26 protein-coding genes and 1 riboswitch are annotated in these 24,572 nt (G+C 40.0%); of the genes, 24 read left to right on the forward strand and 2 right to left on the reverse strand.

Annotation, left to right across the window (positions count from 1 at the left end; genetic code table 11):
* Window positions 1-53 precede the first annotated feature (53 nt).
* Together sigX and J7E52_RS21350 are read left to right on the forward strand one after the other, a co-directional pair.
* Complete coding sequence (gene sigX / locus J7E52_RS21345; RefSeq protein WP_214750587.1) at window positions 54-614, forward strand: RNA polymerase sigma factor SigX; 561 nt, start codon at window positions 54-56, stop codon at window positions 612-614.
* The gene (locus J7E52_RS21350; protein WP_214750429.1) at window positions 580-1,803 is read left to right on the forward strand and encodes a hypothetical protein; all 1,224 of its coding nucleotides are present in this window, start codon (window positions 580-582) and stop codon (window positions 1,801-1,803) included. The genes sigX and J7E52_RS21350 overlap by 35 nt, the downstream gene beginning before the upstream one ends.
* A 131-nt stretch (window positions 1,804-1,934) precedes the next feature.
* On the opposite strand, the gene serA is transcribed toward J7E52_RS21350, so the two are convergent.
* Window positions 1,935-3,509, reverse strand: a complete 1,575-nt coding sequence (gene serA / locus J7E52_RS21355) for a phosphoglycerate dehydrogenase (RefSeq protein ID WP_214750430.1) — start codon at window positions 3,507-3,509, stop codon at window positions 1,935-1,937.
* A gap of 329 nt (window positions 3,510-3,838) precedes the next feature.
* A riboswitch (FMN riboswitch) is annotated at window positions 3,839-3,975 on the forward strand.
* 166 nt (window positions 3,976-4,141) lie between these two features.
* Between serA and J7E52_RS21360 the strand changes: the two genes are divergently transcribed.
* Window positions 4,142-4,723, forward strand: a complete 582-nt coding sequence (locus tag J7E52_RS21360) for an ECF transporter S component (protein WP_214750431.1) — start codon at window positions 4,142-4,144, stop codon at window positions 4,721-4,723.
* Between the two features lie 121 nt (window positions 4,724-4,844).
* Here J7E52_RS21360 and J7E52_RS21365 read toward each other — a convergent pair whose 3' ends face one another.
* A complete protein-coding gene (locus J7E52_RS21365) occupies window positions 4,845-5,093 on the reverse strand; it encodes a ferredoxin (protein ID WP_034308087.1) in 249 nt (82 codons plus the stop codon).
* 289 nt (window positions 5,094-5,382) lie between these two features.
* Between J7E52_RS21365 and J7E52_RS21370 the strand changes: the two genes are divergently transcribed.
* From J7E52_RS21370 to fni, 21 genes are all read left to right on the forward strand, one after another.
* A complete protein-coding gene (locus tag J7E52_RS21370) occupies window positions 5,383-6,447 on the forward strand; it encodes a YpbB family protein (RefSeq protein ID WP_214750432.1) in 1,065 nt (354 codons plus the stop codon).
* A gap of 2 nt (window positions 6,448-6,449) precedes the next feature.
* Window positions 6,450-7,955, forward strand: coding sequence for a RecQ family ATP-dependent DNA helicase (locus J7E52_RS21375; protein ID WP_286197983.1), 1,506 nt, complete (start codon window positions 6,450-6,452; stop codon window positions 7,953-7,955).
* The gene (locus tag J7E52_RS21380) at window positions 7,945-8,571 is read left to right on the forward strand and encodes a CPBP family intramembrane glutamic endopeptidase (RefSeq protein WP_214750434.1); all 627 of its coding nucleotides are present in this window, start codon (window positions 7,945-7,947) and stop codon (window positions 8,569-8,571) included. Before J7E52_RS21375 ends, J7E52_RS21380 begins: the two co-directional genes overlap by 11 nt.
* Complete coding sequence (locus tag J7E52_RS21385) at window positions 8,549-9,403, forward strand: LysM peptidoglycan-binding domain-containing protein (RefSeq protein WP_214750435.1); 855 nt, start codon at window positions 8,549-8,551, stop codon at window positions 9,401-9,403. The genes J7E52_RS21380 and J7E52_RS21385 overlap by 23 nt, the downstream gene beginning before the upstream one ends.
* Before the next feature lie 144 nt (window positions 9,404-9,547).
* On the forward strand, window positions 9,548-10,006 hold the full coding sequence (locus tag J7E52_RS21390; RefSeq protein WP_214750436.1) for a YpbF family protein: 459 nt from the start codon (window positions 9,548-9,550) through the stop codon (window positions 10,004-10,006).
* Between the two features lie 95 nt (window positions 10,007-10,101).
* Window positions 10,102-10,917, forward strand: coding sequence for a metallophosphoesterase (locus tag J7E52_RS21395; protein WP_214750437.1), 816 nt, complete (start codon window positions 10,102-10,104; stop codon window positions 10,915-10,917).
* Window positions 10,918-11,015: 98 nt separating this feature from the next.
* Window positions 11,016-11,909 carry a MerR family transcriptional regulator gene (locus tag J7E52_RS21400; protein ID WP_214750438.1) on the forward strand — a complete coding sequence of 298 codons (894 nt, stop codon included), beginning with the start codon at window positions 11,016-11,018 and terminating at the stop codon, window positions 11,907-11,909.
* A 91-nt stretch (window positions 11,910-12,000) separates the two neighbouring features.
* The gene (locus J7E52_RS21405; RefSeq protein WP_214750439.1) at window positions 12,001-12,576 is read left to right on the forward strand and encodes a genetic competence negative regulator; all 576 of its coding nucleotides are present in this window, start codon (window positions 12,001-12,003) and stop codon (window positions 12,574-12,576) included.
* A gap of 269 nt (window positions 12,577-12,845) precedes the next feature.
* On the forward strand, window positions 12,846-14,123 hold the full coding sequence (locus J7E52_RS21410; protein WP_048681753.1) for a Glu/Leu/Phe/Val family dehydrogenase: 1,278 nt from the start codon (window positions 12,846-12,848) through the stop codon (window positions 14,121-14,123).
* Between the two features lie 152 nt (window positions 14,124-14,275).
* Window positions 14,276-15,247, forward strand: coding sequence for a YpdA family putative bacillithiol disulfide reductase (locus J7E52_RS21415; RefSeq protein ID WP_214750440.1), 972 nt, complete (start codon window positions 14,276-14,278; stop codon window positions 15,245-15,247).
* A gap of 27 nt (window positions 15,248-15,274) precedes the next feature.
* Complete coding sequence (locus tag J7E52_RS21420) at window positions 15,275-16,240, forward strand: asparaginase (RefSeq protein WP_214750441.1); 966 nt, start codon at window positions 15,275-15,277, stop codon at window positions 16,238-16,240.
* Window positions 16,241-16,337: 97 nt separating this feature from the next.
* Window positions 16,338-17,024 (forward strand): glutamic-type intramembrane protease PrsW, encoded by a 687-nt coding sequence (gene prsW / locus J7E52_RS21425; RefSeq protein ID WP_214750442.1) that lies wholly within the window; start codon window positions 16,338-16,340, stop codon window positions 17,022-17,024.
* Window positions 17,025-17,149: 125 nt separating this feature from the next.
* The gene (gene sleB / locus J7E52_RS21430) at window positions 17,150-17,989 is read left to right on the forward strand and encodes a spore cortex-lytic enzyme (RefSeq protein ID WP_214750443.1); all 840 of its coding nucleotides are present in this window, start codon (window positions 17,150-17,152) and stop codon (window positions 17,987-17,989) included.
* Window positions 17,990-18,003: 14 nt separating this feature from the next.
* Complete coding sequence (ypeB, locus tag J7E52_RS21435; protein WP_214750444.1) at window positions 18,004-19,359, forward strand: germination protein YpeB; 1,356 nt, start codon at window positions 18,004-18,006, stop codon at window positions 19,357-19,359.
* Window positions 19,360-19,517: 158 nt separating this feature from the next.
* Window positions 19,518-19,766: a flagellar brake protein gene (locus tag J7E52_RS21440; RefSeq protein WP_214750445.1), complete on the forward strand. Its 249-nt coding sequence runs from the start codon at window positions 19,518-19,520 to the stop codon at window positions 19,764-19,766.
* The gene (locus tag J7E52_RS21445) at window positions 19,753-20,187 is read left to right on the forward strand and encodes a PilZ domain-containing protein (RefSeq protein WP_214750446.1); all 435 of its coding nucleotides are present in this window, start codon (window positions 19,753-19,755) and stop codon (window positions 20,185-20,187) included. The genes J7E52_RS21440 and J7E52_RS21445 overlap by 14 nt, the downstream gene beginning before the upstream one ends.
* A 53-nt stretch (window positions 20,188-20,240) precedes the next feature.
* On the forward strand, window positions 20,241-20,426 hold the full coding sequence (locus J7E52_RS21450) for a YpfB family protein (protein ID WP_048681726.1): 186 nt from the start codon (window positions 20,241-20,243) through the stop codon (window positions 20,424-20,426).
* Window positions 20,427-20,888: 462 nt separating this feature from the next.
* Window positions 20,889-21,563, forward strand: a complete 675-nt coding sequence (gene cmk, locus J7E52_RS21455; protein ID WP_214750447.1) for a (d)CMP kinase — start codon at window positions 20,889-20,891, stop codon at window positions 21,561-21,563.
* Window positions 21,560-22,147 carry a lysophospholipid acyltransferase family protein gene (locus J7E52_RS21460; RefSeq protein WP_214750448.1) on the forward strand — a complete coding sequence of 196 codons (588 nt, stop codon included), beginning with the start codon at window positions 21,560-21,562 and terminating at the stop codon, window positions 22,145-22,147. Before cmk ends, J7E52_RS21460 begins: the two co-directional genes overlap by 4 nt.
* A gap of 214 nt (window positions 22,148-22,361) precedes the next feature.
* Entirely contained in the window at window positions 22,362-23,501 is a 1,140-nt protein-coding gene (gene rpsA, locus J7E52_RS21465; RefSeq protein ID WP_214750449.1) for a 30S ribosomal protein S1, read from the forward strand.
* Between the two features lie 19 nt (window positions 23,502-23,520).
* Entirely contained in the window at window positions 23,521-24,567 is a 1,047-nt protein-coding gene (gene fni / locus J7E52_RS21470; protein WP_214750450.1) for a type 2 isopentenyl-diphosphate Delta-isomerase, read from the forward strand.
* Window positions 24,568-24,572: the final 5 nt, after the last annotated feature.

The following is a 24,572-nucleotide window of genomic DNA, read 5'->3' on the forward strand; positions in this document are numbered from 1 at the left end:
GTAACTTTTATTTAGGATTGACGACTAAATTTATGAACGGATGTGGGGAAATGATGGATTCCGTTTTCCACGATCTTTATGAAAAATATCATCAGGAAATTTATCAATTCATTTTTTATATGACTAAAAATCGAGAAACGGCTGAGGACCTTGTTCAGGAGGTCTATATCCGGGTGATGAAGGCCTATGAACGCTTCGAAGGAAAAAGCAGTGAAAAAACGTGGATGTATTCAATTGCTAGAAATGTGACGATTGATTACTTTCGGAAACAAAAAGGGTGGAAAGACAAAATCTTTCCTAACTTTGATTGGGATAGGCAATTGATAAAAGATAAAGAACCCATTCCCGAGGAAGTGGCTATCCTGAACGATGAAATCCAAGATATTTATCAATGCTTAAACCGGTGTACCACGAATCAAAGATCCGTCATCATTTTACGATATATTCAGGGATTGTCCATTACGGAAACTGCTGAAGTATTGAATTGGAGTGAAAGTAAGGTGAAAACGACCCAGCACCGTGCTTTGAAGGCTATTAAAAAGTTGATGGAAGATTTATCAGGAAAGGAGGGCCACCGCATTGAGAAGATCCCGTTGGAAAGAAAGCGAAATTGAAGACATGCTACGCGAGCTTCCAAAATTAAAAGATGACCGAAGCAAGGCAGAGGTGTATGCGAGAATACATGATAAAAAGAGAAAGAAACACTGGATACCTCTAATTGCGGGTGTTGCCTCCTTATTCTTGATGGTTGTTTTGGCATCATCATTAATTATTGAAAAAAAAGGAACGACAAGTCAAGAGGGCAGCGGCAGTAGTGGGAAATTATCTCTATCTGAAAATAATGAAACGGCAGATCTTGAACGGCAGGATGCAAGCAACAAAGCAAATCCTTCAGAAGATGAACAGGATTATCAAGAGTTTTCGAGTAAGCAAGCAAAAATCGAATCTAAAGACGAGGTTTCAGAAATTGAACCCGGAAAAGGGAAAAAGGAAAAAAACTTTGCACAAGCGATCTATCAAGATGACCATAATAATGCATCGATCATTACGATGGGTATCCCAGATAATCAAATGAATTTCATTGTTCCCATTTCAATCAAACTCAAAAATCATGACCAAAGTGATACACTGAAACAGTTAGTTAATCAAATGTCCGATATCAATGAAGAGAAATATGGGCTATCTGACTATTTTCCACTTGATATAAAGATTAGCCAAGGAAAAGATACGGCCACTGCTCATATTGATTTTCAAGAAAATAGCCAACTATTGGATGAAGATACACTTTTTCTCCATTCGATGGAGGAAACGCTTTCCTATAATAATATAGAGAAAATGACATTTTCTACAGGTGGCAAGCAAGGTGCCATGTTTGCGCATGCGGGATATTTAAAGGAGGTGGATATACCTCATCAAAAAAATCGCACATACCTGCTTTACCAAAAGGATGAGTCCTCCCCAAGGTTTCTTGTTCCAAGCAATATGGGATATCAGGACTTTGAGGAGGCGCTGCAAGCTGGAAAAGGGGAGGCAGACATCGAGGGAATTTCACCTGCAATCCCGCATGACCTGAAATGGGAAAGGATAAGCTCTAATGGAGATCTTGTGATCATTCAATTATCAGATCAAGCTGCTATTGAAAATAGTGAGGAATCCCTTGAAGCTTTGGAAGCCATACTCTTCATAGCTAAGGATTTTGGTTTTGAAAAAGTGAAATTTGAAAATGCTCCAATTGAAGAGGTAGGCCAGCTGAATTTAACTGAAGACATATTGGTGCCCAAAGCACCGAACCAAGTGAATTGATGCAGCGAGCCAAGATTAAATTAATGGGGAGGTTTTCCATATGATGGTGCTTTATAAACACCCTGTCTATGGTTGGCAAAAGCCCCTTGCATTCACAGAAAAAGTGCCCGCGCTGACGGGCACTTTTTTTCTTATAATGAAATACGGGCCATGAATGTAATTTCTTCTGTTTCCATTAAAAATTGTTTCATGTTATCTTCCAATGGTAAATCAAAGCTCAAAACCATGATGGCTTCCCCGCCAGCTTCTTTTCGGCCAACCTGCATGGTGGCGATATTCACCCCGTGATCACCAAGGACCTTACCTACGTTACCGATTACACCAGGTTTATCGGTATGCTGGATATAAAGTAAATTCGGTTCTGGATGAAAGTCGATTTTGAAACCATTCAAACTTACAATTCGAGAACCGTAATTTTCGATATAGGTCCCACTGATTGTTAATTCACGGTGGTCACCTTTTACTTTAAGGCTGATCAAATTCGAGTAACCTAAAGAGTCCGTAGAGATTTTTTCACCAACGGTTATGCCACGCTCTTTTGCGATCAACAAGGCATTCACTTCATTTACTGATGCATCAACTCTTGATCTGAAAAAGCCGGAAATTAGACTTTTTGTAAGAATCGCTGTATCGAAATCCAATGATTCTCCTGCATACGTAACGGAGATTTCCTGAATTCCTTCATTCATGCACTGAGAAGCAATGGATCCCATTTGCTGAACAAGTTGATAGAATGGCTGTACCTTTTCAAACACTTCTTTAGATATGGCTGGAAGGTTGATCGAACTTGAGACTGGATTTCCTTCGAAATAGGTCAATACTTCTTGGGCAACCTGTACGGCAACATTTAATTGGGCTTCTTTAGTGGAAGCACCTAGATGCGGTGTAGCAATGACGCTATCCAGTTCAAGCAGTTTATGGCCAAGTGGAGGTTCTTCGACAAAAACGTCCAGTGCCGCCCCTGCAACATGTCCTTGAACTAACATTTCATATAAATCATCTTCGTCCAGAATTCCACCACGGGCGCAGTTCAGTACATAAACCCCTTTTTTACAGGTAAGCAGTTTTTCTTTATTGATTAATCCTCTAGTTTCATTCGTAAGTGGTGTATGAACAGTAATGATGTCTGCTTTAGGAAGCAATTCATCTAACGGCAGGGCAGTTACGGACATTTTCTTTGCACGATCGACAGTCAGGAACGGATCATAGACAATGACATCCATGCCAAATACTTTAGCGCGTTTGGCAATTTCCCCTCCGATACGTCCAAAGCCAACTATACCTAATGTTTTACCGCGCAGTTCGGTACCCGTATATGAAGAACGTTTCCACTCCCCATTCTTCAGTGAAGCATAAGCTTGCGGAATGTGGCGCATTAATGAAGCCATCATGGCGAATGTATGTTCAGCTGTTGAAATGGTGTTGCCGTCAGGTGCATTAACCACGACAATCCCGCGTTTTGTCGCCGCAGGGATGTCTATGTTATCAACACCGACACCAGCGCGTGCTATAATTTTTAGCTGCGGCATACGGTTCATTAAATCTTCCGAAACCTTCGTTGCACTTCTTACAAGAATTGCATCAATTTGATCAAGTTCGTTTGCAGCTTCCTCTACGGTCTTCTGAATGAGATGAATATTGGATGCCTCTGAAAGCGGTCCGAGTCCTTCTGGTTTAATGGCGTCTGCTACTAAAATCCGATACACGTCTAAACACCTTCCTAGGGAAAAAATTATCTTAAATTTCAGTTAATTTTACAATTGAAATGCTGAATATGTCAATTTGGCTTATCTGGATGTAAGCGCTTAATGGAATGGTTATCATCTGTACATCTGTTTAATGTCGCGATATAAATGGCTTCGTCTAGGATTGAATATTATAAAAATAATTTTCATTATTTCGAATTATCAGTTGCCATTCGTTTTAAACCATTCACTATGACGATCGATAATGATCCTAAATGAATCAACTGAGAAAAAATGCTATCAAAAAAAAGGAAATTCCGATATAATGTGAGGTATAAAAAATTTTATAGATCTATCTTCGGGGCGGGGCGCAATTCCCCACCGGCGGTGATGAAGGAATTTCTTCTTCTAAGCCCGCGAGCCTTACAAGGCAGGATTTGGTGCGATTCCAAAGCCGACAGTATAGTCTGGATGGGAGAAGATGGAGGTTCCTGAGTGCGTTTCAACAGTTATTTGCTGAAACGTTTGTTTGATGTAACCTTTAATTTATCCCTTTAATTCTATTGGAATTGAAGGTTTTTTTATTGAGCATCAACATATTTTGGAACCCTAACCTCTTTTTCAGGTAGATCGGAAAAGAAGGAGAGAGAACTATGAAAAAGAACAAAGTGAAAAAAACGGTCACTCTTGCCATGATGGGAAGCATTTCTTATTTATTGATGCTTTTAAATTTCCCGTTTCCGGGATTCCCGCCTTTTCTCAATGTTGATTTTAGCGACATACCAGCACTGATGGCGGCATTGATTTTCGGTCCGATGGCTGGAATTCTAGTCGAGTTCATTAAGAACCTATTGGATTTAGTCATGACAGGGACCTTGACAGCTGTACCTGTTGGGCATATCGCTAACTTTATAGCCGGAATACTGTTTGTCTTGCCGACTTATTATGTATTTCAGAAAATCAATTCAAAAAAAGGGATGACGTTCGCTTTACTTGCTGGGACAGTTTCCATGGCGGTATTCATGAGTGTTTTAAACTATTATGTCTTTTTACCGGCTTATACCTTCTTTATGGGATGGGATGCAATGTCGGCTCCCGAGTCAAGAAAGTTCGTTACGACGGCAATCTTGCCTTTCAATGTGATTAAAGGAGTACTCATTACATCTGTATTCATGTTGCTGTTCATTAAATTACAGACATGGATCAATAAGCAAACATTATATAAAAATGCTTAATGGCATTGACGATAAAATAAAAAAACAACCGGATATCTTTATTCGGTTGTTTTTTATGCCTGTTTAATTGTGGGAAGATGGACAAAAGAAAAGCCATTTTCGATTGAAAATGGCTTGTACGTTATTCGAATTTAAGTGCATCTCCGTCAAATGCCTCGTCAGCAACTTTAATAGAATCCGTTGGGCATCCTTCAAATGCATCCATCATGTCATCTATAAGTACATCAGGAATTTCAACGATTCCCTCGTTATCGTCAAGGGTAACAAATGCAATCCCTTCGTCATCGTAATCATATATATCTGGTGCCGCTGCTCCGCAAGCTCCACAAGCTATGCATGTTTCTTTATCCACAATAGTAAATTTAGCCATGAATATAACCCCTCCTAAGTTGATTAACAACTGATAATCTTTTTATTTCAGATTATTATCTCTTTCTTATTGTAAGACCGAATGCCAAACTTTTCAATAGAAATTGTATTGATAATAACTATCAGTAGCACAATGTCAACGGAAAACATCGAAAAAATTAACTTGGTTCTTTCCATGGTTCGTCATTTAGTCACATAATTTCCCTTGTTTTCATCAATAATAACGGCGATTTTTGCAGTTATTTGTTACAATGGGTTTATTGGTTAAATGAAACAAGGATGTGAGTCCCATGAATAATTATCTACAGGCAATCATTCTATATTCGATAAAAAAATTTCAAGGCGAACGCTCCATTTATGCTATATACCATATGCTGCAGGGGAAGAAATCGTCACAAACAATCCAGGATGCCCATTTATTCGGGCTAACGGATATCTTTGGGACAATACCTCGATTTACCCGTCAGCAATTAAATCAAAACATTGAACATTTACTTAAGCATGACTTGATTAATTTAACGGATAAACCAGATGCATATGAAATTAGTATGCAAGGTGAGGGAATGTTAGTCGAATACTTTAAAAATAATCCTTTTCCGACGTATATAAATGGTTGGAAGTATCACAATATCACCTCGGTTTTCTGGGAAAGGTTAAACCTACTCATTCAAACCATATCCCATATTGTCCACAATGAAAGACGTTTTTATCCGATACAAAGAAATCCCAAAATCCAATTCTTCGTAAAGGAATTTTTACATGCCAATCGTCAGGATCGAGCGTTGATTGCCCAACATCTATATGATGAACTGATATCCCTTTTAGAAAGTCAAAGTGATATGAAACGAGACATTTTCATTTTGAAATTAACCGGGATTAACAGGATTGGACTTACGTTTGAACAGATTGCAAAAAGGAAAGACGTAGAAGAAGAGTATGTGCGCTTTACATTCCTTGACTCATTGCATCAAATGCTTGCAGAAATGGAAACGGGAAAGGATTACCCTCTCTTGTCCACATTAACAAATGATTGGAAAAGTAGTGGGAATCCTCATTTGACACAATCTACACAGACTACCTTACGATACATCCAGGAAGGGAAAAGTCTGGATGAAATAGCTGAAATCCGCAGATTGAAAGTCAACACCATCGAAGATCATCTCGTGGAAATTGTCTTATCGGACAAGAGTTTTCCGATTTCAGATTATGTGACTATCGAGGATGAAAGGAAAATTGCTGAAGCAATTAAAGAACTAGGAACGAAAAAGCTTAAAGCAATCAAGCAGATGGTCGATAATAATAAACAGATAAGCTTTTTCCAAATAAGACTTGTACTTGCGAAAATAGGTGAGTGATGATGAATATAGAACGAGTCCTCAAAGAAAAATTCGGTTTTGATGAATTCCGTCCTGGACAAAAGGAAGTGGTTGAATCATTGATGTCCGGCAGTCATACGTTAGCGATGCTACCGACCGGATCAGGTAAATCATTATGTTACCAGCTGCCGGCTTATCTTTTAAATAAGACTGTCCTAATTGTTTCCCCGTTATTATCATTAATGCAGGATCAGGCAGATCAGCTAAAGATGAGAGGCGAAAAAAGTGTATTGACCCTCAACTCTTTTTTGACTTTAAATCAAAAAAGGAAAGCTTTCGACCGGTTACATAGTTATCGTTTTATCTTTTTATCTCCTGAAATGCTAAGCCTGGATGGTGTGATAAAATCCTTGAAATCCATAGATATAGGTTTGTTCGTCATAGATGAAGCACACTGCATCTCACAATGGGGGTATGATTTCCGTCCGGATTATTTGAATTTAGGAGAAGTGAGGCATGAATTGAACAACCCGTTGACTCTTGCCCTGACAGCAACTGCAACCGAAGAGGTCCGGAGGGACATCGTTGGTAAACTCAACATTGGGCAGGTCAAGGAAACCGTCTCATCTGTTGATCGGGAAAATATTGCAATTATTGTCGAGCGAAAGTTCAGCTACGATGAGAAGCTAGCCCGTGTGCTGGAGCTTGTCAGGAAATTTACCGGAAGCGGGATTATTTATTTTTCCTCTAAAAAAGTGGCGGAATCGGTCACTGGTTTTTTACAGGATAACGGGATCGATAGTGTCAATTATTATCACGGTGGAATGGAACAGGAACAAAGGATGCTCATTCAGCAGCAATTCATTTCCGGCCAGTTAAAAATTATATGTGCAACAAGTGCATTTGGAATGGGTGTGAATAAATCGGATGTCAGATATGTTATCCATTTTCATATCCCATCCACAATGGAAGCATATCTTCAGGAGATAGGCAGGGCGGGACGGGACCGCAAGCAAAGTGTTGCTGTCTTATTATATAGCGAAGGGGATGAAGGGCTTCCCTTGCATTTGATGGAGCAACAGTTGCCTACGGAATCGCAAATCGGTGGTGTATGTTCTTTCTTTAATGCATCACAAAAAATTCCGGCTAATTTGACACTGTCAGAAAAAGAACAGCTGTCTCAATCCTTTTCGTTGAACGAAATCCAGCTGCGTTTTTTTACCCAGTTTATTACGGGCAATAATCTACATCAAGCGGCAGAGATGAAAGAGTATTGTCAAAAGAGGAAATCCAGGAATCAAGAAAAGCTGCATAAATTCCTGCACTGGATATATGCACAAAAATGTCGCCGTTTAGGGATACTGGACTACTTTGGAGAAAAGCAACGGGAAGTGAACCCCATCTGCTGTGATATCTGTGGGATGGATGCCGAAAAAATGGCTGATGTATGGCCCGAAGTCAATGTGGATCCGGTCAATTCCTTTTCCACGTGGAAAAAGGAATTGGCTTATATCTTATTAAAGAAGGAAAATGGCAATGAAAAATAAGCAAGCTGAAATGATTAAACAACTTACAGATAAACAGTTGCTATATAATTTATTTCTAACACAAATTATTCTCTTAACGTTAACCATCTTTTTAGGTATTATTTTATTTAAAGACCGTTCTGCCTTTTTCGACTTATTTATCTTTGATGACCTGAACATTTTGCTGATTGGAATTCCCGCTGGAGTCATTGTCGTGTTAATTGACATTTTGCTTATGAAAGTGACACCTTCTTCCTATCAGGATGATGGTGGTATTAACGAACGCATTTTCAGTAATTTGTCATACCCGATGATTTTTGTCGTAGCTTTAGTGGTAGCGATAAGCGAAGAATTATTATTCCGTGGAGTGTTGCAAACACATTTTGGTTTGCTTCTTACGAGCCTCATTTTTGCAGCCGTTCATTATCGTTACCTTTTTAATTGGTTTTTATTTTTAAATGTATTGGTTTTGAGCTTCTTTATCGGTTTTTTATTTGAAATGACTAATAATATCATCGTGACGATTACGGCCCACTTTTTGATTGACTTTATTCTTGGTATTTTAATCAGGAAAAAAAAGCAAAGAGGGTTGAGCAAGAAAGGGGGTGACTTGAATGAGCCGAGTACAAAAGAATGAAAAAGAAAACGATCAGGCTGGAGAACTTCGTTCGCGAATTGAACGTCAGAAGGCAAAATCATCATTGCCCAAGCGCAGCAAAGTCCACCAGAATAAAAAGAAAAAAAGTAAAGTGAAGATTAAGTTTCCAATGATACAATTATTAGCGTTATTTTTTATTTTGCTTCCAATTGGATTTTACAGCCTTTATACATATCTGCAGGATAGGCCAGTACAGGGTACGAAAAGTGACCAAGTCATCTTGAGTGGGAAAAGTAATGAATCGATTCCAACTACAGCAACGGCAGAAAATTTAAAGGAAAAAGAGTCGGCAAATGCTCAAGCGGATAAGGAAAAAGAAGAAGCAGAGGCTAAAGCCAAAGCGGAGCAAGAAGCTGAAGAAAAGGCCAAAGCAGACCAAGTAGCTGAAGAAAAAGCCAAAGCGGAGCAAGAAGCTGAGGAAAAAGCCAAAGCGGAGCTAGAGGCTGAGGAAAAAGCCAAAGCGAAGCAGGAAGCTGAGGAAAAAGCCAAAGCGAAGCAGGAAGCTGAGGAAAAGGCCAAAGCGGAGCAGGAAGCTGCAGAAAAAGCCAAAGCACAGCAAATAGCTGACGAAAAAGCAAAGAAGGAAGCAGCAGAAAAGAAAAAGTCTGCCGAAAATGTTCAAGCCGCGAAAACGGATAAAGAGGGATACAAGGTTGTCTTACATACTGTTCAAGGTCAAGAAACATTATTTCGCATTTCCATGAATTACTACAAATCACAGGAAGGGATTGCTCTGATCAAGGAGTGGAACGGGCTGAATGGCAATGAAATTTCCAAAGGTCAGGTATTGAAAATTCCGATCAAGAAATAACGATGGCACTCTGTCTTTATAGGCAGGGTGTTTTTAGAATTGTTTGACTTGGTCCCGGCATGAAGCCAAACGTGACAGGTACTTTTATCATTTTTTCCTCTACTCTTTCATATCATGATTTGAAAGAGTAGAGGAGGAAATGCGATGGAATCGACAATCATTTTATTGGATGAGAAAACGGATCAAGCAACAAAACAAATGCTGCAAAATGTCGTGGATCGAAAGAAAAAATTCGAGGCACTTAAAAAGAAGCACCTACAAAGTTTATGGGCAACCATGTTTGTTGCTGCCCTTTTTATGATTTATCTATATTTTTATATCGTTGTCCCTTATTCCTATTCCTTTTTCAGTATGTTTAGTGTTTTCGTCGATCATTTTAGCCATTTCCTTTTTTTGGCGGCAGCAATTGGTCTATATGGATATATGGTTTTAATCAAAAAAAAGCTTGATAAAGCTGAAAAGGAGTTTCAACTGCTACGCTGTGAAATCATTAATAAAAGTAAGCAATTGTGGGAAAAAGAGGAAGAATGGAAAAATCGCCATAAGGTTTTTGAAATGATGAAGAAGAATTATGATATTAACTTATATCATGAAAATAAATGATGATCACGTTAAATCATATTTAATTGCGGGTAATTTGGTTTTATGGTTATATGAAAGTACGTTTGGGATAAGGATGGAAAGAAGGTTTAACTAAGATGTCATGGTTATCTGGAATATTTTTAGTCATCATTCTGCTGTCATTTGCCACGATCATTTACATGTGGCGAACGGCTATGCAAGATAGGGTGATTTTTCAAGACTTATATTTCAAAGACTTTCCTGAAGGCTTTGGCGATGTTCGGATTTTTTTCATATCCGATCTTCATCGACGGATTGTTGCGGATAAATTAATTGAGGGAGCTCGTGACAAGGCAGATTTGGTGATAATCGGCGGTGACATTAGGGAAAGGGGGGTTCCCTTAGAACGTGTGGAAAAAAATATATTGAAACTAAAAGAACTTGGCCCCCTTTATTTTGTTTGGGGAAATAATGATTATGAAGGAGACTTCCATGAACTGGATGCGACTCTTCTGAAACATGGTGTGAAAATCCTTGATAATACAGCTGTTTCTTTTGAGTCTCAAAATGGCAGCAAAATAGCTCTTCTGGGCATTGATGATATATCGGAAGAACGTGATAGGCTTGACCTTGCACTGTCGGATTGCGGGAATGAAGGTTTTCGGATTTTGGTGAGCCATAATCCATTGGTCAAGAATCAGTTGACTCCGGAACACCATATTAGTCTCGTCCTGTCAGGTCACACCCATGGCGGGCAGATTCGCATATTCGGGTTCGGGCCCTATCAGATCGGCAGCATTAAAAAAGAGGGGGACTGCTTATATATGACGAGTAATGGCTATGGGACAAGCGCAGTGCCTTTAAGGCTTGAGGCTAAGCCGGAAACGCATCTGTTCACCTTGAAAAGGGGGACGAACACTTTAATAGGCGAAGCTGTGGAAAAGACCTATTAGGCGTCTTTTAGACGAGCATATCGGGATTTTACAGACTTTGAAAAATCCACTATAATTTCAACAAATGAACGTACAGTTATTGGAGGCCTTGTAAAACCATGCTAGAAGGTAAATATAATATAAAGGCAGTTTCAAAACTGCTGGACATTCAGCCGGGAACCCTAAGGGCATGGGAAAGGCGCTATAAATTTATCGAACCTGTCAGAAATGAATCAGGGCACCGGCTTTATACAGAAAAACATCTGCAAATCCTTAAGTGGCTCATCAATAAAACAGAGCAAGGCTTTACAATAAGCCAAGCCGTTTCACTTCTCGAAAGTACTGGCACTCTAGCTCCTGGAGTACCTGAAACGAACCGTAAGGATGAACAAACGGTTAAATTATCGGATGAATTGATCGAAGCTCTATTGAATTTCAATGAAAATAAAGCCCATATGCTGATAAGCCAAGCATTCAGTATGTATACAATCGAACAAACCATAGTTGATGTACTCGGTTCAATATTGGTTCAGATTGGGGATAAGTGGGAAAGGGGAGAAATTACTTCAGCTCATGAACACTTTGCGTCGAACATCCTAAAATCCAGGATCAGTTCAGTCATGCATACGATTCCGACTAATGGTTTCCTTCCGAAAGCCCTTACCGTTTGTGCTCCCGGTGAAAAGCATGAATTTGGACTGATGGTCTTCACCATTTTTTTGAAGCGGAAAGGGTATGAAACCATTTATTTAGGTGAATCCATTGCTGATAAGGACCTTTTCACCGTTTTAAACATCATAAAGCCCTCTTACCTATTCATGTCATGTTCACTGAAAGAGAATCTTGATGGAACATTTAGGCTGGTTGAAGCGTTAATGAAGGATTTCCCGGATTTGAAGGTGGGTCTTGGCGGCGCGGCGCTGAGTCTTATATCCGAAGAAAACAGTACGGCCTTCAGCGGAGTATTAATGGGGGACACGCAATCTAAATGGGAGGAATGGCTGAGAGGTTAGCTGCGGGCGGTTTAGGCGAAATAATGGATATGCACCCTGCGACCAAGGCTTCATATGATGTATGAAGATGGTAACCAGGGGGCATTTTTTTATGAAGCTGGAGCGATTAACTAACAATAAAATCAAGATTTTTTTGACCCTTGATGATTTAATTGATAGAGGCATTACAAAAGAAGATATTTTAGGGAATTCCTTAAAGGTCCACAAGCTATTTCAGGATATGGTCGAAGAAGCATGCGAAGAACTCAGCTTTAAAATGAGTGGCTCCATTGCAATTGAAATTTTCTCCTTGCCTGCTCAAGGATTGATAATCATTGTGACAAAGGACGAAGAGGAATTATTGACAGACGAAGAGGAGTACTTGGATTTACAAGTGAAAATTGATGACTTCCCCCATATTCTGTATGTTTTCAATGACTTTGAAGATATCGTCCAATTATCTCATAGATTATCTTTTCAAGGTTTGCTTAAAAGTACTCTTTATCATTTTGAGGAAAGATACTATTTACTTATCGAAAATGTTAAAGACACGACCTATGACACGGTCATATCTTTAGCGGCTGAGTATGGCCATGCATCTACATTGACACTCTGCCGCATCAATGAATACGGAACATGTATAATCGAAAATGAAGCGATACATGTTTTGCTCACACACTTTAGTTGATGTAAAACGAATGAGACAAGGCAGCCACATTATCAAAAAACAATGCGGTTTGCCTTATTTGTCTCAACTTTCGGCCGAAGGAGATTTACGGTTGAAGTGTAGGAAAACAGTTGATATGATAACGTTTTCATTTTTAGAATATTTCCAACTTTTAAATTCCCATTTTTACTCTTGCATAAATGTAACGAAGGTGTATACTAGCACATGAAGAGGACTATTTGTACATTATAATTTTATATATGGATGAGATTTTCTAGGAGGTACTTTTAATGGAATCGGCAAAAGGCAATAGCCATGTAAATGAAGAAGAAAAACACGACGTACTGAGGTCTACCCAAACTGTAATACATAAAGCTTTGGATAAGCTGGGTTACCCGGAAGAAGTTTTTGAGCTTTTGAAGGAACCATTGCGTTTATTAACGGTGAAGATACCAGTCCGCATGGATGATGGCTCGGTTAAAATATTCACGGGTTACCGTGCACAGCATAACGATGCTGTTGGGCCTACAAAAGGTGGTATCCGTTTTCACCCTAATGTAACGGAACGTGAAGTCAAGGCATTATCGATTTGGATGAGTTTGAAATGCGGCATCGTTGATTTGCCATACGGCGGGGGTAAAGGCGGTATCGTGTGTGATCCTCGTAATATGTCATTCCGTGAGCTTGAAAGGCTGAGCCGGGGCTATGTTCGCGCAATCAGCCAAATCGTTGGGCCGACTAAAGATATCCCGGCACCCGATGTGTTCACAAACTCTCAAATCATGGCTTGGATGATGGATGAATACAGCCGTATGGATGAATTCAACTCGCCAGGATTCATTACGGGTAAACCGCTAGTGCTTGGTGGTTCTCATGGCCGTGAATCTGCCACTGCTAAGGGTGTAACGATTTGTATCAATGAAGCTGCCAAGAAACGCGGCATCGATATTAAAGGGGCACGTGTAGTCATTCAAGGTTTTGGTAACGCAGGTAGTTTCTTAGCTAAATTCATGCATGACGCAGGTGCTAAAGTTATTGGGATTTCGGATGCATATGGTGCTCTTCATGATCCTGAAGGATTGGATATCGATTATCTTCTCGATCGGAGAGATAGTTTCGGAACCGTAACGAAATTGTTTAAAAGCACAATTTCAAATAAAGAACTGCTTGAATTGGAATGTGATATTCTAGTTCCGGCTGCAATTGAAAACCAAATCACTGAAGAAAATGCTGCTGATATCAAAGCATCGATCGTTGTCGAGGCAGCTAACGGACCTACAACAATTGAAGCGACACAAATCCTAACGGATCGCGGAATCCTTCTTGTTCCTGATGTCCTTGCTTCTGCTGGTGGTGTAACGGTTTCTTACTTCGAATGGGTACAAAATAACCAAGGATATTACTGGTCTGAAGAAGAAGTGGATGAAAAGCTGGAAAAAATCCTTGTGAAATCTTTTAATAATATCTATGAACTTGCACAATCAAGACGTGTTGATATGCGCCTTGCGGCTTATATGATTGGCGTAAGAAAAATGGCTGAAGCTTCCCGCTTCCGTGGTTGGATCTAAAAGATTCAAATCATGTATAAATTTATAGTTAAAATCATGTTCATTGCTTTATCATTGAAATGATTTGTAAAAACTCCTATCATGTATTGATAGGAGTTTTTATTATTTAGACGAACGAATTACATAGTGCATGGAAAGGCAGTGGAATAAAGATGAATGTTGAAGAAGAAGTCATTATCATAGGTGGGGGCCCTTGTGGATTGGCTGCTGCAATCGCTCTTAAAGAAGTGGGAATACAGTCCCTGATCATTGAAAAAGGCAATGTGGTTGATTCCATTTACCGTTATCCTACACATCAAACATTTTTCAGTTCGAGTGAAAAACTGGAGATTGGTGATATCGCTTTTATAATCGAAAACCGTAAACCGGTCCGCAATCAGGCGCTCGCCTATTATAGGGAGGTAGTCAGAAGGAAAGAATTGCGGGTCAATAAATTCGAAAAAGTGGAAAAAGTGGAAAAGCGTGAAGATGGGAAGTTTTTAGTCAAGACATCGAAGAGTGACTATACAGCTCTACATGTGATCGTATCGACCGGATACTATGATCATCCGAACTATATGTGCATACCGGGTGAACAGCTTCCTAAAGTGTTTCATTACTTCAAGGAGGGCCACCCCTACTTTAATAGTGATGTTGCGGTCATCGGTGGCAAAAACTCAAGTGTGGATGCAGCTCTGGAATTGGTCAAATCAGGAGCGAGGGTATCAGTCCTTTATAGAGGATCGGATTACTCTTCAAGTATCAAACCTTGGATCCTTCCCGAATTCGAATCATTGGTCCGCAATGGAACGATCAAGATGGAGTTTAATGCGAATGTTGACAGGATAACTGAAGACAGCGTCATCTATCATGTAGGTGATGAGGAAAGGGTCATTAAAAATGATTTTGTATTTGCCATGACTGGATACCATCCTGACCATTCATTTTTAGCTTCAATGGGCATTACTATTGATAAGGTGACTGGAAGGCCCGCATATAACGAGGAAACGATGGAGACGAACGTTAAAGGTCTTTATATTGCAGGAGTTCTGGCTGCCGGAAATAATGCGAACGAAATCTTCATCGAGAACGGCAGGTTCCATGGTGGAGTGATTGCGTATCATTTGGCTTTGAAAGAAAAGTGAATTATATAAATAAGGAGCTGGGACCGTATGGAAAAAATATCGTTAATAACGACTGGTGGGACTATTGCCAGTAAAGCAACTGCGAATGGTATGTTGGCCTCTGGTGCATTGACTGGCCATGAGTTGGCATCACTTTGCGAATTACCCACCGATATCGAGGTTAAAGTGGTTGATCTTTTTCAGATCTCAAGTATGTCCATGTCCTTTGAGAGAATGCAACAGCTTAAATCAACCATTCAAAAGGAATTGGAGGATCCTGATGTCACGGGAATCGTCGTGACCCACGGTACGGATACACTTGAGGAAACGGCTTATTTCCTTGATGTCACGATTAAGGATCAACGTCCAATCGTAATAACCGGCTCTCAACGTTCTCCTCAAGAGGTGGGCACCGATGTATATTCCAATCTAAGGAATTCGATATTATGCGCTGCGAGTGATCTTATTAGGGACGTCGGCGTAATAGTCGTTTTTAATGAGCGGATCTATTCAGCCAAGTATGTCAAAAAAGTCCATGCTTCCAATCTGCAGGGGTTCGTATCTTTTGGCTATGGATATTTGGGGATAATTGATAATGATGTCGTCAGCATCTATCAAAAGCCATTACATAGGGAGTGTTATGATATTCAGGATCGCATTCCCAGGGTGGATATCATCAAGTGCCATACAGGCGCTGATGGCCTCTTTATTGATGCTGCGGTTGCAAACGGTGCGAAAGGCATCGTGCTCGAGGGTGTAGGAAGGGGACAGGTTACCCCTGTAATGGTAACTTCCATACAAGCTGCAATCGATAAAGGCATAACGGTCATCATGACTACAAGTGCGGAAGAAGGAAAAGTTTACCCAGCATATGATTATGAAGGCAGCGCATTTGATTTAAAACAACGCGGTGTGATATTAGGCGCTGACTATGACAGCAAGAAGGCTCGAATTAAGTTAGCTGTCATGCTGGCAAGCGAAAACCCTATAGATGAGACATTCTTTAAGTACTGAAGGATTAAATAAAATTTGGAAGACTTGATTCTTGGATTCAGTTTTTCTTCATTCCATGGTACGATTAAGGAAACGAAGATGAAAAGAGGGTCAGCTAATGCTGGTCATGTTGTCAGCTGCCATTGCGCCAGGATTGGCGCTACTGAGCTATTTCTATTTGAAAGATCAATATGAAACCGAACCGATATCGGTTGTGGTCAAAACATTTTTATTCGGTGTCTTTCTTGTATTGCCGATTATGTTCATACAGTATGTGCTCGAAACCGAACATATCTTGAATACCGATTTAGCAAATGCTTTTTTATGGGCTGCACTGCTTGAGGAATTCTTCAAGTGGTTCATACTCATTTATGTTATTTATCAGCATGTAGCATTCGATGAGCCGTATGATGGGATTGTTTACGGAGCTGCAGTCTCCCTTGGATTCGCTACAATGGAGAATATTTTGTACCTGTTGGCCAACGGGGTGGAACATGCTTTCCTCAGGGCCATTCTTCCTGTATCCAGTCATGCTTTGTTCGGTGTGATCATGGGATATTATTTGGGCAAGGCGAAATTTTCAGCTTCGAATAATAGGGTCTATTTATCATTGGCATTGATCATACCAATTTCGTTACATGGGGTTTACGATTATATTTTAGTTTCCCAAAAATTTTGGGTGTACTTTATCATGCCATTCATGATTTATCTATGGTGGTTAGGCATGAAGAAAGTAAAAAAAGCACGTTTGTTGTCTGACTTTCATGCAGAAAAACTTTCTCAAAATCAATTCCTTAGCAAGTGAAGAATACTATCAAAACGGAGTGCTGGCATATTTTGCCCGCTCCGTTTTTTTTATGTTTGGAATAAAAAAGCCAGTAAAGAAGAAAATAGAATTACATTAATTCAAGAAAAAGAGGAGTGTTTTTGATGAAAGGAATTTCGTCAAAATGGAAATGGCTTTTGCTGTTTTCGTGTATAACTATTTGTTTCGGAATTTACCCGGAAACAAGAACAAATGCCTTTTCGAGCCAAGTCATTCAAAAAGGTGCGGTTGGGGATGATGTAATTGAACTGCAGGCACGCCTACAAAACATCGGTTACTATAATGGCAAGATTGATGGAGCCTATGGATGGGGCACTTATTGGGCACTTCGAAACTTTCAACAAGATTTCGGGCTTCCAATTGATGGTTTGGCAGGGACTACAACAAAACAGAAGTTGACGAATGCCTCTAATTTCAATAAAGGATTTGTTCACGAACAGATCAATAAAGGGAACGAGTTCACCTATTATGGGGGAGTCCCCATTGAAAAACAGGTAAAGGCGAAAGGAAATGGATCTACATCTGGAGGGGCTGCTTCCGGAAAAGCTCCTTCCAAAACAACGACATCAGCCAATCTTCCAGGAGGATATTCTCAAAACGATATACAGCTGATGGCCAATGCCGTTTATGGAGAGGCACGGGGGGAGCCATATACAGGTCAGGTTGCCGTAGCAGCAGTAATACTGAATAGAGTTGAAAGTGCTGCTTTTCCTAATACCATTTCGGGAGTGATTTTTGAACCTGGGGCCTTTACGGCTGTTGCGGATGGACAGATTTGGCTGACACCGAACGAAAGGGCAAAAGAAGCCGTGGTGGATGCAATCAATGGGTGGGATCCAAGCGGTAATGCAGAATATTATTTTAACCCCGATACGGCAACAAGCAAATGGATCTGGTCAAGGGAACAAATTAAAAGAATCGGAAAACATATCTTTTGTAAGTAAAGAGGTGAAGGAAAATGATCAGGAATATAGTGATTGCCCTGCTCGTTGTAGTTGTTGCGGGAACTGCATTCTGGGGCTATCAAGAACATAAGGAAAAAAATGCTGTATTAATCAACGCGGAAAATACGTATCAGCGAGCCTTTCATGATTTAAGCTATCAAGTGGATTTATTGCATGATAAGGTCGGCAGTACTTTGGCCATGAATTCACGTTATTCATTAAGTCCGGCTTTAACAGATGTTTGGCGCATCACTTCCGAAGCCCAAAGTGATGTCGGGCAGTTGCCATTGACCTTGCTTCCTTTTAATAAGACAGAAGAATTTTTATCGAAAATTGCAGACTTCAGTTATAAAACAGCGGTACGTGACCTTGAAAAAGAACCATTGAATGATAAGGAATATGCGACTCTACAATCCTTGTACACACAGGCTGGGGACATCCAGGGCGAATTAAGGAAAGTGCAGTATCTAGTCCTGAAAAACAATTTAAGATGGATGGATGTCGAAATGGCCCTTGCATCAGGGAAAGAAAATTCGGATAACACGATCATCGACGGATTAAAGACGGTGGAGAAAAAAGTATCTGGGTACGGCGAAACGAATGAGATGAATCCGACTTTTACTTCTGCACAACAGAGGGATGAAAACTTTAAAAATTTGCAAGGCGAGACCATAACAAAAGAAGAAGCCATTGCGACAGCAAAAAACTATGCACATTCAAAAAGTAAAAATTTGCAGGTGAATGTGGAGGAAAACGGAAAAGGATCCGATTTTGGGTTTTATAGTGTGAGCATCCTCGATAAAGATTCCGATACCGAATTGAATATGGATTTGACAAAAAAAGGCGGTTATCCTATTTGGTATATCAATAATAGGGACGTGAACAAAACAAATATTGATTTGAATCAAGCCTATACAAAAGCCGAAAAGTTTTTAAAGGAACATGAATTCAGTTCACTTGAATTATTTGAAAGTGCTCAGTACGATAATATCGCATTATTGAATTTCGTGACATCGGAAAATGGCGTGAAGATTTATCCGGATTCAGTCAAGGTCAAAGTCGCATTGGATGATGGATCCGTTATAGGGTTTTCAGCCGACGAGTATTTAAAATCACATAAAACCAGGGAATTAGGTAATCCGAAGATATCCGAGAAAGAAGCTAAAGACAAAATCAACAGTAATGTAAAAATAATGGAAGAAGGAAAGGCGTTAATCACCAATGATATTGGTGAAGAAGTTCTATGTTATGAATTTCTCGGTACGATTGAAGATGATACCTACCGTATTTTCATTAATGCAGATAGCGGTCAAGAAGAAAAGGTGGAAAAATTAAAGAATTCCGAACCGGTATACGAGAATTTAATTTAAACAGTTATCATGAATCTTGGTTGTAGGGAAATGTGCTTAGTCACTTTCCCTTTTTCTTATTTCATGACATAATAACATAATTTATTATTGGATTATATAGGAAGATTAATGGGTGATATGATGTGGTTTCCTTTCTGCCAAAAAGGACGTGGATCGCGATGTTTAAAATTGGTGATATATTAATGCTCGAACCGAAATGCTCATCACAGAAGGAAAAGTTCAATTGTATGGTTGTCGAAATGGGAACAGGTTGTGTCTATACGGACTTTCCCATCAATTTAGAGACTGAAAAAATTGCATTCCTTATGGATGGGACACAGTTGAACGTCACATTTTTCAATGAAGAGCAGGCTGTTTATGTATTTGATTCTGAAGTGCTTGGAAAAGTGAAAAGTGGAATCCCATGATGCAAATTTTACTGCCCGAAGCAGAAATGTTTGTGAAAATCCAAAGGAGGCTATACGTGCGCCTGGATGTAACCCTGGATACAGCCGTTCATCCAGAACATTCCGAGTTTCCCCTTTTCGCGCATTAACAGAGGATATAAGTGCAGGAGGAGCTTCCATAAGGCTTTTAAAAGGCACTAATATACAATCGGTTTCCCAATTATACCTGTGGATGGCGCTCACGCTAAAATCAGGTGAGATTCATTATTTAAGGTTAAAAAGCAAAGTCATTCGCGTAACGGAGAAAGATCATGGAAATATGCTGCTGCACGTCCAATTTCTTGAACCTACAAAAAATGATGTCCAGACATTAATGAGATTTATATTTGAAAAGCAGGTCGATTTAAAGAAAAAGGCTTGTATGCTTAACATGATTGAATGAAAAACAGCGATTCCATCCATACTGCTAATATAAACAGATGGAAGGTGCGGCTTATGAAAACATTTGAAAGACTATTAATTAAAGTGATCATCATTCAATTGGCCTGCTTATTTTTTTTCCAGTTCCTTTTGAGCAGGGAGGATCAAATCTTTGATTTGACAAAGCTTTCGAGGTATGAAGGTGTCACCAGCAATAATTACACGAAAATCATTGAAACCTTCAATGGGACCCATAAGTAAAAGCGGTGATACATCAACAAAAGGAGATTCGGAATGCTCTCCCCCGAACCGTGATTTTAAAAGTAAACTTGTTTATCCATCATGTTTTTACTTTTTTAAATGGAAAAAAACCTGCCTCATCAAAAAAGGCGGCAGCGGGGTCTCGGGTAGCCAATTATTCGGGTGGAGTCTCGCAAATTTCTTCAATCTAGGTCTAAAAAACACCTGGAACGTTTTTCTAAAAAAACCTGCAGGCAAACTCGCTTTTCTTCGAATTTGTCTTCAGTCTGAAGCGGTAATCCGCTTTTTTTGTATGAAGACCTTCAAGTAAAGGATAACTTTTGATGGCTGTAGTGATCAAAAAAAAGAACAAAGGTGATTTTGAACGTACACATCCCTTTTATTAATGATTTTCCCGCTAGTTGTGATAAAATGAAAGGGTACTAAATAATCAGCATGATTGTAGGATTCTTGGGAGGATTTATGGAAAAAAAATTATCAGTCGCAATCGATGGACCAGCTGCTGCTGGAAAAAGCACGGTTGCTAAAATTGTTGCAGAAAAGTTCAATTACATATATGTGGATACAGGTGCAATGTATAGGGCCCTTACCTATAAGGCCCTTAATCAAAAAATTCTTCTTGATGATGAACCAGCTTTAGCAGAAGTTCTCATCAATACGGAAATCGAATTAAGACCAAGTGAAAATGGGCAGTTGGTGTTCTTGGATAATGAGGACGTGACAGCCCAAATCAGGAACAATGAAGTGACTAGTTCCGTTTCGGAAGTGGCAAAGCACCGAAGCATCAGGGAAGAATTGGTTCGCAGGCAGCAAATCTTTGGTGAAAATGGCGGTGTCGTCATGGATGGCAGGGATATTGGTACGCATGTTTTACCTAACGCCGAAGTAAAGGTATTTCTAATCGCATCTGTGGATGAAAGGGCACAGCGGAGGCATCAGGAAAATATATTGAAAGGTTTTCCATCAGATATCGAAAAGTTAAGGGAAGAAATTGCAACAAGGGACAAGCTGGACTCGGAACGCGAGGTTTCGCCGCTGAAAAAGGCTGCGGATGCTATCGAAATCGATACGACTTCATTATCGATTCAGGAAGTTGCAGAAAGTATCATGTCATTAATAGAAGAGAGGAAAAGATGACATTGGATTTTTACACATTTGCGAAGAACGTCGTAAAAGGCGTTTTAATGCCTTCGTTTAGGGTTAAAGCGCTCGGAAAGGAACATATTCCTAAAGAGGGCGGAGTATTGATCTGTGCCAATCACATTGATAATTTTGATCCGCCCATAGTTGGCATAACATCTCCAAGGGATATTCATTTCATGGCGAAAGAAGAATTGTTTCGGGCACCTGTTTTAAAGGGTATATTACCCAGAGTAAATGCATTTCCCGTGAAGCGGGGCAATAGCGATCGGGAATCCCTTAGAAAAGGTTTAAAGCTTTTGAAGGAGGGCAAGGCGATTGGCCTTTTTCCTGAGGGAACCAGAAGCAAGACTGGTGAATTGGGGGAAGGTTTGGCGGGTGCTGGATTTTTCGCGTTGCGGTCTGATGCCGTTATCATACCGTGTGCGATCATCGGCCCATATAAATTTTTGCGTCCGTTGAAGGTCGTTTACGGTCCTCCAATAAATTTTACCGAATATCGCGAACAGAAAATATCAGCCGATGAAGCCACCAAAATCATCATGGACCAAATCGGGAAATTGATTTCCGAGCATAAATAGTCCTTCATACTTGACAATTTTCTGATTTTGTTAGAATTTATAAAATAAGGGTATTGTTCCTTATTTCGTATGAAAAGGAATATGACTTTATTACTCTAAAAAAACTGTTTTTATCTTTATTAGGAAAGTGTTTTTATTGAACCACTTTAAATAAAATATGTGGCCGATGAAGAGGAAATTTGCTGATCAGTCATGGGTTAAGGAGGAGTTAGTAATGACAGAAGATATGAACCAGGTAGAAGTGAACAATTACAAAGTTGGGGATCAAGTTAAAGCAACCGTTTCAAAGGTGGAAGAAAAACAGGTCATTGTCGATGTGGAAAACAGCAATATTGATGGAATCATACCAATCAGTGAGCTTTCAAGCCTGCATGTCGAAAAGGCGTCAGATGCCGTTTCGGAAGGTGATGCATTGGAGCTGGAAGTCATTAAAGTCGAAGAAGAAGCTCTCATTCTATCAAAACGTAAAATTGACGCTCTTAAAGCATGGGATGACCTGGAATTGAAATTTGAAAATGGAGACGTATTTGAGGCTGAAGTTAAAGATGTCGTCAAAGGCGGGCTTGTTGTAGATCTAGGCGTACGTGGTTTTGTTCCGGCTTCTCTAGTAGAAGACTATTTCGTTGAAGACTTTTCTGATTACAAAAACAAAACTTTAACATTCAAGATCGTTGAGCTTGAGAAAGACAAGAATCGCTTAATCCTCTCGCATCGGGCAGTCGTCCAAGACCAAAAGGAAAAGCAAAAAGCAAACGTTTTGGATAAGATTGAAAGCGGGCAAGTGCTTGAGGGCGTGGTCCAAAGGATTACCGATTTTGGTGCATTCGTGGATATTGGAGGCGTAGACGGCCTTGTCCACATTTCCCAGCTTTCCCATCAGCATGTCGACAAGGCATCCGATGTCGTTTCCGAAGGGGATAAAGTGCAAGTTAAAGTACTATCCATCGATCGTGATAATGAAAGGATCTCACTTTCCATTAAGGATACCCTTCCGGGACCTTGGGCAGGCATTTCAGAAAAAGCTGCCAAAGGCTCTACACTGGAAGGTATCGTCAAACGCCTTGTTTCTTTCGGTGCATTCGTGGAGATTTTTCCAGGGGTAGAAGGGCTTGTCCATATTTCACAGATTTCCCACAAGCATATTGCCACACCGCAAGAAGTGCTTAAAGAAGGCCAGTCTGTCGAAGTGAAAGTGCTGGAAGTCAATGAAACGGATCAACGCCTTTCATTGAGCATTAAGGAACTTGAAGAACCTCAAGCCAATTACAACACATCGGATTATGAGATCCCTGAAGAATCGAAGGGCTTTCAGCTAGGTGAAATGATCGGTGATCAATTGAAAAAACTAAAATAAGATAATAATGGTGATGGCCTTGGAGAGAAAACAACGAAAATTAGATCATATAGAATTTGCGCTAAAGACAGGGCAGCAGTATAAAACCGGACTAGAAGATATTTCGTTTATTCACCAAAGCTTACCAGGTATTTCCTTGAATAATGTGAACCTTACAGCAGAAGTTGGCGGACTTGTATTAAGTTCGCCAATTTTTATAAATGCGATGACCGGAGGCGGAGGCCCTGAAACCGAAAAATTGAATGGTGACCTAGCCATTGCTGCACGGGAAACAGGAATCGCCATGGCTGTTGGATCTCAAATGGCAGCCATCAAGGATTCTAGCCAGCAAGCTTCTTTTAAAGTTGTAAGGCAGGAAAATCCTGATGGTGTGTTGATTGGTAATCTCGGTGGTGAAGCAACAGTCGAACAGGCTAAGCGGGCCAGCGAAATGATCGGGGCAAATGCCCTTCAGATTCATATCAATGTAATTCAAGAATTGACGATGCCTGAAGGGGACAGGGATTTTGCGGGTACCCTTTCGAGAATAGAAGAAATCAACAGAACGATCGGAATTCCTGTCATCGTAAAAGAGGTTGGATTCGGGATGAGTATGGAAACGGTGCAGCAATTACATTCTGTAGGTGTTTCGATCATTGATGTAGGAGGGTTTGGCGGAACGAATTTTGCTAAAATCGAAAATGAGAGACGCGCGAAAATACTCGGATATTTCAATGAATGGGGCATACCTACGGCCGCTTCGATTGTTGAAGCAGTTAATGTTTCACCACAGCTATCAGTCATTGGATCAGGTGGCATTCAAAGTCCTTTGGAAATTACAAAAAGTCTGGCATTAGGAGCGAAAGGTGTCGGATTGGCCGGACATTTCCTCAAGCTCTATAAAGAGTTGGGCTTGGAACAACTGATTAAAGAAATAAATTACATACATGAAGATTTAAAGATCATCATGACTGCACTCGGGTGTGGTAATATCTCAGAGCTAAGGAAATCAAAATTAGTCATCAAGGGCAATACCTATCATTGGTTATCTCAAAGGGGCATTGATTGTTCGGCATATGCTAAATGACTGTC

Origin of the sequence: Bacillus sp. ISL-34 (assembly GCF_018613325.1) — a bacterium.
Classification (GTDB): domain Bacteria; phylum Bacillota; class Bacilli; order Bacillales; family DSM-1321; genus Peribacillus.

Bases quoted from the DNA above. Each gene is read 5' to 3' on its own strand.
- sigX (WP_214750587.1), top strand. From the start codon at position 54: ATGGATTCCGTTTTCCACGATCTTTATGAAAAATATCATCAGGAAATT.
- J7E52_RS21360 (WP_214750431.1), top strand. From the start codon at position 4,142: ATGAAAAAGAACAAAGTGAAAAAAACGGTCACTCTTGCCATGATGGGA.
- J7E52_RS21365 (WP_034308087.1), bottom strand. From the start codon at position 5,093: ATGGCTAAATTTACTATTGTGGATAAAGAAACATGCATAGCTTGTGGA.
- J7E52_RS21370 (WP_214750432.1), top strand. From the start codon at position 5,383: ATGAATAATTATCTACAGGCAATCATTCTATATTCGATAAAAAAATTT.
- J7E52_RS21375 (WP_286197983.1), top strand. From the start codon at position 6,450: ATGAATATAGAACGAGTCCTCAAAGAAAAATTCGGTTTTGATGAATTC.
- J7E52_RS21380 (WP_214750434.1), top strand. From the start codon at position 7,945: ATGAAAAATAAGCAAGCTGAAATGATTAAACAACTTACAGATAAACAG.
- J7E52_RS21385 (WP_214750435.1), top strand. From the start codon at position 8,549: ATGAGCCGAGTACAAAAGAATGAAAAAGAAAACGATCAGGCTGGAGAA.
- J7E52_RS21390 (WP_214750436.1), top strand. From the start codon at position 9,548: ATGGAATCGACAATCATTTTATTGGATGAGAAAACGGATCAAGCAACA.
- J7E52_RS21395 (WP_214750437.1), top strand. From the start codon at position 10,102: ATGTCATGGTTATCTGGAATATTTTTAGTCATCATTCTGCTGTCATTT.
- J7E52_RS21400 (WP_214750438.1), top strand. From the start codon at position 11,016: ATGCTAGAAGGTAAATATAATATAAAGGCAGTTTCAAAACTGCTGGAC.
- J7E52_RS21405 (WP_214750439.1), top strand. From the start codon at position 12,001: ATGAAGCTGGAGCGATTAACTAACAATAAAATCAAGATTTTTTTGACC.
- J7E52_RS21410 (WP_048681753.1), top strand. From the start codon at position 12,846: ATGGAATCGGCAAAAGGCAATAGCCATGTAAATGAAGAAGAAAAACAC.
- J7E52_RS21415 (WP_214750440.1), top strand. From the start codon at position 14,276: ATGAATGTTGAAGAAGAAGTCATTATCATAGGTGGGGGCCCTTGTGGA.
- J7E52_RS21420 (WP_214750441.1), top strand. From the start codon at position 15,275: ATGGAAAAAATATCGTTAATAACGACTGGTGGGACTATTGCCAGTAAA.
- prsW (WP_214750442.1), top strand. From the start codon at position 16,338: ATGCTGGTCATGTTGTCAGCTGCCATTGCGCCAGGATTGGCGCTACTG.
- sleB (WP_214750443.1), top strand. From the start codon at position 17,150: ATGAAAGGAATTTCGTCAAAATGGAAATGGCTTTTGCTGTTTTCGTGT.
- ypeB (WP_214750444.1), top strand. From the start codon at position 18,004: ATGATCAGGAATATAGTGATTGCCCTGCTCGTTGTAGTTGTTGCGGGA.
- J7E52_RS21440 (WP_214750445.1), top strand. From the start codon at position 19,518: ATGTTTAAAATTGGTGATATATTAATGCTCGAACCGAAATGCTCATCA.
- J7E52_RS21450 (WP_048681726.1), top strand. From the start codon at position 20,241: ATGAAAACATTTGAAAGACTATTAATTAAAGTGATCATCATTCAATTG.
- cmk (WP_214750447.1), top strand. From the start codon at position 20,889: ATGGAAAAAAAATTATCAGTCGCAATCGATGGACCAGCTGCTGCTGGA.
- J7E52_RS21460 (WP_214750448.1), top strand. From the start codon at position 21,560: ATGACATTGGATTTTTACACATTTGCGAAGAACGTCGTAAAAGGCGTT.
- rpsA (WP_214750449.1), top strand. From the start codon at position 22,362: ATGACAGAAGATATGAACCAGGTAGAAGTGAACAATTACAAAGTTGGG.